Below are 9,554 nucleotides of genomic sequence, written 5' to 3' on the forward strand. Positions count from 1 at the left end.
ATGGCCGAGGGCGACAAGGCGGGAGCGGCGCCGGTGTACACCGGGCGGGCCCGCATCTACGCGGACTACGAGTCCGTGGGCGAGGGCAACGTCGTCGAGGTCGTCACCGAGGCGCTCGCCGCCCATTGGATCAACAAGGCCCAGGAGCTGTACCTCTGGGACTACTACCGCGGGCGCCAGCCGGTCCTCGACCGCGTGAAGGACGTCCGCCCCGAGATTTGCAACCGAATAGTGGAGAACCACGCGAGCGAGATCGTCAACTTCAAGCTGGGCTACCAGCTCGCCGAGCCCCTCCAGTACACGCTGAGAAACCACGACGGCACCGCCGGCCCCGAGGGCACGGACGAGACCGAGGACGGCTACTCCGAGCACCTGGGCGACCTCAACGAGCTGAACACGCTCATGTTCGCCCGCGACAAGGCATCCAGCGACCGCGACCTGTTCGAGTACATGTGCGTCTGCGGCGTGGGGTACCGGATGGTGGAGTCCACGGCCGACGACGAGGAGCCCTTCGAGCTCCACGTGCTCAAGCCGTGGGACACCTTCGTCGTGTACAGCTCCGCATACCACCACCGCCCCATCGCCGCGGTGTGGGTCGGCACGGCGCAGGACGGGAGCGAGAAGACCCTCTACAACGTCTACACGACCGATTCCTGGTACCTGATCCAGGGCGCCGACATCATCGACAGCCGGCCGCACACCTACGGGGCCATCCCGATCGTCGAGTACGACCTGAACAGCGTCCGCCTGGGCGCCTTCGAGGTAGTCCTGCCGATCCTCGATGCCCTGAACGCGCTCGAGTCCAACCGCATGGACGACATCGAGCAGACCGTCCAGAGCCTCATGAAGTTCGTCGACTGCGACGTGGACGAGGACACGTTCCTCAGCATGCTCGAGATCGGCGCCGTCAAGGTGAAGACCGTCGAGGGCGGGCGCGGCGACGTGGACTTCATCCGCAACAGCCTGGACCAGAGCCAGACGCAGGTCACCAAGGAGGACCTCCTCCAGGCGGTCACCAACATCTGCGGCATGCCCAACCGCAACGGCACCAAGGCCTCGACGTCCGACACGGGCGCCGCCGTCCTGTTGCGAGACGGCTGGACCATGGCCGAGAGCCACGCCAAGAGCTACGAGCTCCAGTTCAAGCGCGCCGAGCGGGCCCTGCTGAAGATCGTGCTGGGCATCTGCGAGCAGTCGGGCGGCGTCGACATCGACCTGCGCTCGCGGGACATCGAGCTCACCTTCAACCGCCGCAACTACGAGAACGTCCTGGTCAAGGCCCAGGTCCTCACCACCATGCTCTCCAATAACGGCATCCATCCCGAGATCGCCTTCAAGAGCTGCGGCATGTTCACCGACCCGGAGGCGGCATATCTCCAGTCCAAGCGCTGGTCCGAGGAGCGCGCCGCCGAGGCGCAGAGACAGCTCGCGGCCCAGGCGGACGCTAACCACGACCCCTCCTCTTCGACGGGCGAGGACGGCCCCGGCTCACAGGCCGGGGTCCCCGAGCCCAAAAAGGGCGACGACGCCTCCGCGCACGCGGCGGCTAACGCATAGCGGCCACAGCGTGAAGTGGCAGACATATCCGTGCGGTGCCGGCCGCGTTAAAACCGGCGTATCTACGGAGGAATGAAATATGAAACGAGACGAGATCGCGGCAATCTTCCCCGGTGCGACCGAGGAGCAGATCAGCACCCTGCTCAACGGCATCGGCGCCGAGCTCAATCCCCTCAAGAAGACCGTGACCGACCTCACGGGCCAGCTGACGGCCGCCAACGGCGAGCTCAAGGCGTCCCGCGACAGCGAGGGCGCGCTCCAGGCGAAGGTCGCCGAGCTCACCTCCCAGGTGCAGTCCGGCATGAGCGCCGAGGAGCTCCTCAAGCAGCGCGAGGAGGCGGCTGCCGCGAAGGAGCGCGAGTTCACGCTCAAGTCCAACTCGCTCGAGGCCAAATCGCTCTTCGTGGGCGCCGGCTTCAGCACCGAGGACATCGAGCAGCTGCTGCCGCGCGTGGTGAGCGAGGACGCCGAGGCGACCAAGACCGCCGCCCAGGCCCTCGTGGATCTCGACAAGCGACGTCGCGACGAGGTGGCCCAGTCCACCAAGGCGGCCCTCCTGAAGCAGAACCCCGGCCTGAACGGGGGCACCGGCGAGGGCCAGATCACGGCCGAGTCCTTCAACAAGATGACGTTCTCCGAGCAGATGAAGCTCATGCAGGAGAACCCCGGTCTTCTGAAGCAGCTCGACGCAACCGACTAACACCCAACTGAAAGGAAACCAAATGGCAGGTACGCTTTTCGGACTCCCCTTCGACGAGGAGCTCTTCTCCCGCAACTGGCGCCAGGCCCCCGATCCCGTGACCACGGCGTTCCTCGATTCGGGCGCCATGGTCCTAGACCAGGAGATCGCCGACCAGATCGCAGGCGGTTCCAATGTCTACACCGTGCCCTTCTTCAACACGCTCGGCGGCGCCCCAGTCAACTATGACGGCAAGACCGACATCACTACCGACGAGATCGACGGCGGCGACCTCTCCGGCGTGGTCTACGGCCGCGCCAAGGGCTGGAAGTCGCGCGACTTCATCGCCGACTTCCACAAGGTCGACCCGATGGGCGCCATCGTCTCCCAGGTCGCCGGCTACTGGGACAAGCAGCACCAGGCGATGCTCATCCGTATCGCCAAGGCCGTCTTCGGCGTGAGCGAGCAGGCTTACATGACCGAGGCCCAGAAGGCCTATGTCGCCGCCTTCGCGTCCCACCTCACCGACATCAGCTCCGGCAGCACCACCGTGTCCGCCGGCAACAAGCTGGCCGAGACCTCCATCAACGACGCGCTCGTCAAGGCCTGCGGCGACAAGGCCCAGGGCCAGTTCAAGCTCGCCATCATGCACTCCACGGTCGCCAAGAACCTCGCGAACCTCGACCTCCTCGAGTTCCGCAAGTACACCGACCCGATGGGCATCCAGCGCACTCTCAACATCGCAGACGCCAACGGCATGACCGTGGTCGTCTCCGATCAGGTGCCCACCGTCCCCGGCTCCGGCTCCTCCGCGACAAAGTACACGAGCTACATCTTCGGCGAAGGCGCGTTCCGCTACGCCCCGGCCCCCGTCAACAAGCCGGTCGGCACCGAGCGCTCCGAGACCAAGAACGGCGGCGAGGACACCCTCGTGACCCGCTTGCGCGAGACCATTCTGCCGAACGGCTTCTCTTACACGCACAACGGCGCCACCGACGGCGTGTCCCCGGACGACGCGACCCTCGGCAACTCCGCCAAGTACGCCCCGGTCGTCGACCCCAAGTGCATCGGCATGGCCCAGATCGTCTCTAACGGCTAAGGAGCGCCAATGTTCTACTACAAGGACGAGCGAGCCTACTTCAAGGACGAGGCCGGTAAGGTCTACGGCCTGAACGTCACCGCCAAGGACAAGGTGACGGAGGTCCGCGAGCTCGAGAGCGTCAGCTACGCCCTCGGCTCCGAGACCGCGCTCCCCGCCGGCGCCTGCGTCTCGACGCTCGACGAGATCGTCACGCGCTTCGGCATCAGCGAGAAGCATCCGCTCACCTACACCGAGCCTGCCGCGGAGAAGTCCGCCCCTGCTGACGAGCCCACCGTCGCTACCGAGCAGGATGTCCCGCAGGAGGATATGGGGGCCATGAGCCGCGATGAGCTCATTGCCCTCGCCGCCGAGAAGGGCATCACGCTCAAGGTGAAGGACACCAAGGCCACCATCATCGACAAGATCCAGGCGGCAGGGGAGTAGGGCCATGACGGACGCGGAAATCACCATCACGGTGTCGAACCTGATCGACGACCCGCGCATGGACTCCTACGTCGCGAGCTACATCGAGATCGCCAAGTCGAAGGTGACCTCCCGCGTCTTCCCCTACGCCGACGCGGAGTGGGGCGACGTCCCCGCCAAGTACCACGGGACCGTCGTCGACGTCGCCGTCTACCTGATCAACAAGCGCGGCGCCGAGGGCGAGCTGTCCCACACGGAGGCGGGCGTCTCGCGCACCTACGGCTCGGCCGGTGTGCCCGAGGCCATGCTCTCGGACATCGTGCCGATGGTCGGTGTGCCGCGATGAGGTGCCTCGACCGCGACCGCCGCGAGGTTCTCGTCTCGTACTACGAGTCCAAGGAGCCCGTCGTCGATGCCGAGGGCAGACTCACCGGCCGCTTCGAGACGGTGCGCTCGGGGCAGACCCCCATCCTCGCGACGGTGTCCGCCGTCAAGGGCGAGGCCGCCGGGTCTGTCTTCGGGCAGGACCTCGACTACGACCGCACCCTGATCGTGGACGACCCCACGCTGCCCATCGACGAGTCCACCGTCTTCTGGATCGACGTCTACAAGCCGGTGGGCCCGGACGCATCGGGATCGTGCGACAAGCCCTACGACTACGCGGTGCGCCGCGTGTCCCGCACGACCTCGTACCTCGTCGTGGCCCTCAAGTACGTGGAGCACGGGCGATGAGGACCGTCGAGCTGGAGCTCTCGCGCTCCTCGGTGCGGGCCGCCATCGACGAGCTCCGCGCCATCGAGGCGGACCTGGCCGAGCGCTGCGACCGCTTCTGCGAGCGCCTGTCCGATATCGGTGTCGACGTTGCCGCCTCGGTGGTCCGCGAGGACACGGGCGGGCTCCGCTCCGGAATCTACGCCGAGTCCGACGGCCCGGGATCGTGGCTGGTCGTCTCGACGGGAGCCTATGCGGCCTTCGTCGAGTTCGGCACGGGCGTCGTCGGCCAGGGCACCTACCCGGGGAAGACTCCCCCGGGCTGGGGCTACGACGAGCGACGCACCCCGGAGGCGCACGACCCCACGGACCCGACGCGCTGGTACTACTACGACCGCGAGGGCAACCTGGGCACGACGCGTGGACAGACGGCAAACGCCTACATGGCGACTGCCGCCGACGCGATGCGCCAGCGGGCGCTCGACATCGCCAGGGAGGTATTCGAGCTTTGATCGACTACGAGATACAGCTCTTCGACGAGGTGGCCAGGGCGGTCCTCCGGGACCACCCCGACGCATACGTGTGCTCGCAGCACGTCATCTCTCCGCCGGCCTTCCCGGCGGTCGAGTTCGTCGAGGCGCTCAACAACACCTTTTCCCGCACCATCGATTCCTCCCTCGAGGAGAAGTACGCCTCGGTGACCTACACGGCCGACGTCTTCAGCGCAGCGCTGGAGGACCCGAAGGCCGAGTGCAGGTCGATCATGGGCGCCGTCTCCGACGCGATGAGGAAACGCAACTTCAAGCGGGTGATGTGCCAGCCGGTCGACAACGCGGCTGACCCATCTATCTACAGGATGACTGCCCGGTTCACGGGCGTCGTCGCTAAAGACGGAACATATTACGGGAGGTAACATGTCGACTCCGACCAACACCTATCAAACCTATCTGATGAACTCAGCCGATGGCACGACCTGGACGAACCAGTGCCCGGTCAAGGAGACCCCGGATCTCGGCAAGACGCCGGACAACCTTGACGCCACCACGCTGTCCGATGCCGCCAAGCAGTACATCGAGGACATCCTCGACTCCGGCGGCGCCCTCGAGTTCACCGCCAACTACGATCCCGACGACTACGAGGCGATCCTCGCCCATAAGGGCAAGGTGGAGCACTGGGGCGTCTGGTTCGGCGGCAATGAGACCGAGGGTGTCATGACCCCAGACGGCCATCTCGGCAAGTTCGAGTTCACCGGCACCGTGACCGCGTACCCGAAGTCCCGCAGCGTCTCCGCCGTCTCCGAGATGACTATCGCGATCATGCCGCGTAGCGAGATCAAGTACGTCTCCGGCAAGTAAGCAAACACTGACAGAAAGAGGTTCCCCAAATGGCGGAAAACCAGATGATCAAGTTCGACTACAACGGCACCACCTACGTGCTCGAGTTCGACCGAGAGTCCGCGGTGCGCGCCGAGCGCATGTACGACATCTCCATGAGTGAGCTCCAGAGCGGCAAGTCGTATCTCGCCGAGGCGCTGTTCACCGCGGCCCTCGCCAAGCACCACCCCAAGATGAAGCCGAGCACCGCGAAGACTCTGTTCGACCTCATGGAGGACAAGGTGGGCCTTTACACGAAGCTCACCGGCATGTACGCCGCCGCGGCGGGCTCGCTGCTCGACGATCCGAGCGACGAGGGAAAAGCGATCACCTGGTCGGAAGCCTAGGGGAGCCGACCGGGGAGACCCTGACGTCCATCGAGGAGATCTGTTGGAGGGCCCTGCCCCAGTACCTCGCCATCGGCATGACGGCGGATGAGTTCTGGCACGGCCCGCTCGATCTCGCGAGGGCGTACCGGGAGGCCGCCCGCATAAGGGCGGACAACCGGTATACGGCCGAGTGGCGCGAGGGGCTGTACGTATACAGCGCCCTCGGGGCCGTCTTGGCGCGGACGCTCTGCGGCGACAAGAACGCCGAGTACCCGGACGCCCCGCTGTTCTCCACGCCGGAGACCGCGGCGAGGCGCGAGGAGGAGCGCCAGAGGCGCCGTGCCATAGAGATGCGCGACCGCTTCGAGCAGGTGGCCAAGCGCTTGAACAAGGCCATACGCGACCGGCAAGGGGAGAACGCCGGCGATTAGGCAGCGGAGAGGACCCGCCCTTACCCGATAGAAAGCAAGGGAGGGCGGCATGGCCGACGCTACCATCGACAAGCTGGGCATCGAGGTCTCAGCCGACTCCGGGTCGGCGTCGAGGGGCCTCAACCGGCTCATCGGCTCGCTCGAGCGCCTGGACGGGCGCCTGGGGGGACCGACCTCCAAGCTGGGGCAGCTGAAGAACGCCATCCAGCGCTTCAACGCCGCCGCGAACTCAATCCCGGTGGCGAAGCTGCAACAGCTGTCGAACATCAAGATAAACAAGAACGCCGCGGACGGGATCATGGATCTCGCCGCGGCAATAGACCTGATTCCGGAGGGCGCCGGCTCCAAGCTCGCGTCCCTCGGATCCATCGGCGGGCTGGGTGCGGCGAGCATGTCGGCCTCGCTTCCCAAGACGCTCGCCGCCGTCGGGGAGGCCTCCGGGTCGATACCCGAGGACGCGGCGGAGCGCCTGTCCTCGCTCTCGTCCCTCACCGGCCTCTCCGGCATCACCATCTCCAAGACAGTCCCGAACAATCTGCGCGCCATCGGTCAGGCGCTCTCGTCCTTCGATGAGGCGTCGCTCGGCAGCCTGCGCTCCGTGGCGTCGTCCCTCAACAGCCTTCGCGGGCTGGAGGGGATGAGCCTGACCAAGTCCATCAACGGGCTCAAGCGCCTGCCGGAGGCCCTGAAGGCCTACGAGGACTTCGACATGGAGGGGTTTGCCGACAAGCTCGACAGGCTCAACCGCGTGATCGAGCCCCTGGCGACCAACGTGGGGAAGCTCGCGTCGGCCGTGAGGCTCCTGCCGCCCTCGATGCGCACCGCGGCGGCCGCCACCCGCACGGTGGCTTCGTCGCTCAAGTACGCCGAGGCCCAGAGCATCTCGGCGAGCAGTGCCCTGACGGGCGCGGCAGCCCGAATCGCGGGGGCCTTCAGCTTCGGCAAGCTCCTCGGCGGGCTCCGAATCGCGCTGGGCGCGCTGAAGACGTGCGTGGACTACTCCTCGCAATATGCGGAGGACATGAACCTCTACGCTGCCTCTATGGGCTCGTATGCCGACGGCGCCACCAGGTATGCCCAGAAGGTCCAGGACCTCATGGGCATCGATATGGGCGAATGGTCCCGCAACCAGGGAACCTTCATGACGCTGACCACGGGCATGGGCGAGGCGACGGACAAGGCCGCCGTGATGTCGCAGCAGCTCACGCAGCTCGGGTACGACATCGCGTCGTTCTACAACATCACTACCGATGAGGCGATGGCCAAGCTCCAGTCCGGTATCGCCGGTGAGCTGGAGCCGCTCCGCCGTATCGGCTGGGACCTGTCCGACGCCCGCATGCAGCTCGAGGCGACGAACCTGGGCATCCAGCAGAGCACCTCCGAGATGACCCAGGCCGAGAAGGTCGCACTGCGCTACCGCCTCATCATGGAGCAGGTCACGCAGGTCCACGGCGACATGGCGCGCACCCTGGCCTCGCCGGCCAACCAGATGCGCATCCTGTCGGCGCAGGCCCGAATGGCGGCCCGAGCCGTGGGTAACGTGCTGATACCCGTGCTCAACAGGATCCTCCCGTATGCGATCGCGGCGGCGAAGGCCATCCAGATACTCGCCAACACCATCGCCCGGTTCTTCGGTATCGACGCCACCTTCGAGGTTGACTACTCGGGGCTCGACACCTCCGGGTTCAACAGCGGGGGCACCGGCCCCATCGATGACACCGCCGATTCCCTCGGCGGGGTGGGGGACGCCGCATCCGATGCCAACGACAAGGTCAAGGAGCTCAAGAACTCCGTCATGGGCTTCGACGAGCTCAACAAGCTGACCGACAATTCCGACACGTCGCCGTCCGGCGGAGGCGGGGGCGGAGGCGGCGGTGGCGGAGGAGGCGGAGGAGGCGGGGGCCTCGATCTGCCCCTCGACACCTACGACTTCCTCTCGGGCCTCGACGACTACATGAACAAGATGACGGACGAGATCGCCCAGAAGATGCTGAAGCTGCTCCCGTATGTCGCCGCCATCGGCGCGGGCTTCGCCGCGTGGAAGATCGCCAGGACCCTGGGCGCCGACCTCAAGAAGGCGGCCGGCCTCGCCCTCGCCGTCGGAGGCGCCGTGCTGTACGTATGGGGCCTCATCGACGCGTGGAGCAACGGAATCGACCTGTCGAACTTCACCCAGATGTTTCTCGGCGCCGCGGCCGTCGTGACGGGCCTGTGGCTGGCCTTCGGGCCGGGTGCCGCCGCGATCGGCGCGGTCGTGACCGGGGTCGGCATGATAGCCGTCGCCTTCAAGGACGTCTGGGATAACGGGATGAACGCCTACAACCTGCTCACCATGGTGGTTGGCATCGGTGCCGGCGTGTTCGCCCTGACATTCCAGTTCGGCGAGCTGGCGGGCGCCATCGGCATGCTGGTCGGCGGAGTCGCCCTGCTGACGGCCGGTTTCATCGATTTCTTCAAGAACGGGCCGAGCACGGACAACGTCCTGGCGGTACTGGCCGGCTTCAGCCTCATCGGCGGCGCCATCTCGCTGATGACGGGGTCGTGGATACCACTGCTGGTCGGAGCGGCCGTCGGCGCGGTCGCCGCGATCGTCATGAACTGGAACACCATCGGGCCAGCCCTGGAGGACCTCTGGTCTAGCGCCGTGCAGGCGATATCGACATGGTGGTCCGGTGTCGCCCAGTGGTTCTACGACAACGTCGTCGTGCCCATCCAGCTGTTCTTCTCCCCGATGACGCAGTTCTTCTCGGATCTGTGGAACGGGGCCGTGACAATCGGCGCCGAGATATGGTCCGGTGTCGCCCAGTGGTTCTACGACAACGTCGTCGTGCCCATCCAGCTGTTCTTCTCCCCGATGACGCAGTTCTTCTCGGATCTGTGGAACGGGGCCGTGACAATCGGCGCCGAGATATGGTCCGGTGTCGCCCAGTGGTTCTACGACAACGTCGTCGTGCCCATCGAGGACTTCTT

At 66.0% G+C, this 9,554-nt stretch carries 12 protein-coding genes; all 12 read left to right on the forward strand.

All coding sequences use genetic code 11. The annotated features are described in order from the left end of the window. Positions 1-1,557 carry a phage portal protein gene (locus tag DWZ22_RS03185; protein ID WP_118405411.1) on the forward strand — a complete coding sequence of 519 codons (1,557 nt, stop codon included), beginning with the start codon at positions 1-3 and terminating at the stop codon, positions 1,555-1,557. A gap of 79 nt (positions 1,558-1,636) precedes the next feature. Continuing rightward, positions 1,637-2,257: a hypothetical protein gene (locus DWZ22_RS03190; protein ID WP_118405412.1), complete on the forward strand. Its 621-nt coding sequence runs from the start codon at positions 1,637-1,639 to the stop codon at positions 2,255-2,257. Positions 2,258-2,279: 22 nt separating this feature from the next. Further along, positions 2,280-3,335 carry a coat protein gene (locus tag DWZ22_RS03195; RefSeq protein ID WP_118405413.1) on the forward strand — a complete coding sequence of 352 codons (1,056 nt, stop codon included), beginning with the start codon at positions 2,280-2,282 and terminating at the stop codon, positions 3,333-3,335. A 9-nt stretch (positions 3,336-3,344) separates the two neighbouring features. After that, positions 3,345-3,761: a hypothetical protein gene (locus DWZ22_RS03200; RefSeq protein ID WP_118405414.1), complete on the forward strand. Its 417-nt coding sequence runs from the start codon at positions 3,345-3,347 to the stop codon at positions 3,759-3,761. A gap of 4 nt (positions 3,762-3,765) precedes the next feature. Next, positions 3,766-4,086, forward strand: a complete 321-nt coding sequence (locus tag DWZ22_RS03205) for a phage head-tail connector protein (protein WP_118405415.1) — start codon at positions 3,766-3,768, stop codon at positions 4,084-4,086. Then, positions 4,083-4,472, forward strand: a complete 390-nt coding sequence (locus DWZ22_RS03210; RefSeq protein WP_118405416.1) for a hypothetical protein — start codon at positions 4,083-4,085, stop codon at positions 4,470-4,472. Before DWZ22_RS03205 ends, DWZ22_RS03210 begins: the two co-directional genes overlap by 4 nt. Then, the gene (locus tag DWZ22_RS03215; RefSeq protein WP_118405417.1) at positions 4,469-4,963 is read left to right on the forward strand and encodes an HK97 gp10 family phage protein; all 495 of its coding nucleotides are present in this window, start codon (positions 4,469-4,471) and stop codon (positions 4,961-4,963) included. The genes DWZ22_RS03210 and DWZ22_RS03215 overlap by 4 nt, the downstream gene beginning before the upstream one ends. Continuing rightward, entirely contained in the window at positions 4,960-5,364 is a 405-nt protein-coding gene (locus tag DWZ22_RS03220; RefSeq protein WP_118405418.1) for a hypothetical protein, read from the forward strand. The genes DWZ22_RS03215 and DWZ22_RS03220 overlap by 4 nt, the downstream gene beginning before the upstream one ends. A gap of 1 nt (position 5,365) precedes the next feature. Further along, positions 5,366-5,806, forward strand: a complete 441-nt coding sequence (locus DWZ22_RS03225) for a phage tail protein (RefSeq protein WP_118405419.1) — start codon at positions 5,366-5,368, stop codon at positions 5,804-5,806. A 29-nt stretch (positions 5,807-5,835) separates the two neighbouring features. After that, positions 5,836-6,171, forward strand: a complete 336-nt coding sequence (locus DWZ22_RS03230) for a DUF5055 domain-containing protein (RefSeq protein ID WP_118405420.1) — start codon at positions 5,836-5,838, stop codon at positions 6,169-6,171. Positions 6,172-6,248: 77 nt separating this feature from the next. Continuing rightward, positions 6,249-6,584 (forward strand): hypothetical protein, encoded by a 336-nt coding sequence (locus DWZ22_RS03235; RefSeq protein ID WP_118405421.1) that lies wholly within the window; start codon positions 6,249-6,251, stop codon positions 6,582-6,584. Positions 6,585-6,633: 49 nt separating this feature from the next. After that, positions 6,634-9,554: hypothetical protein (locus DWZ22_RS10265; protein ID WP_199583431.1), on the forward strand; the 2,921-nt coding region annotated here is incomplete at its 3' end.

Origin of the sequence: Collinsella sp. AF31-11 (assembly GCF_003475605.1) — a bacterium.
In the GTDB taxonomy this organism is placed as follows: domain Bacteria; phylum Actinomycetota; class Coriobacteriia; order Coriobacteriales; family Coriobacteriaceae; genus Collinsella.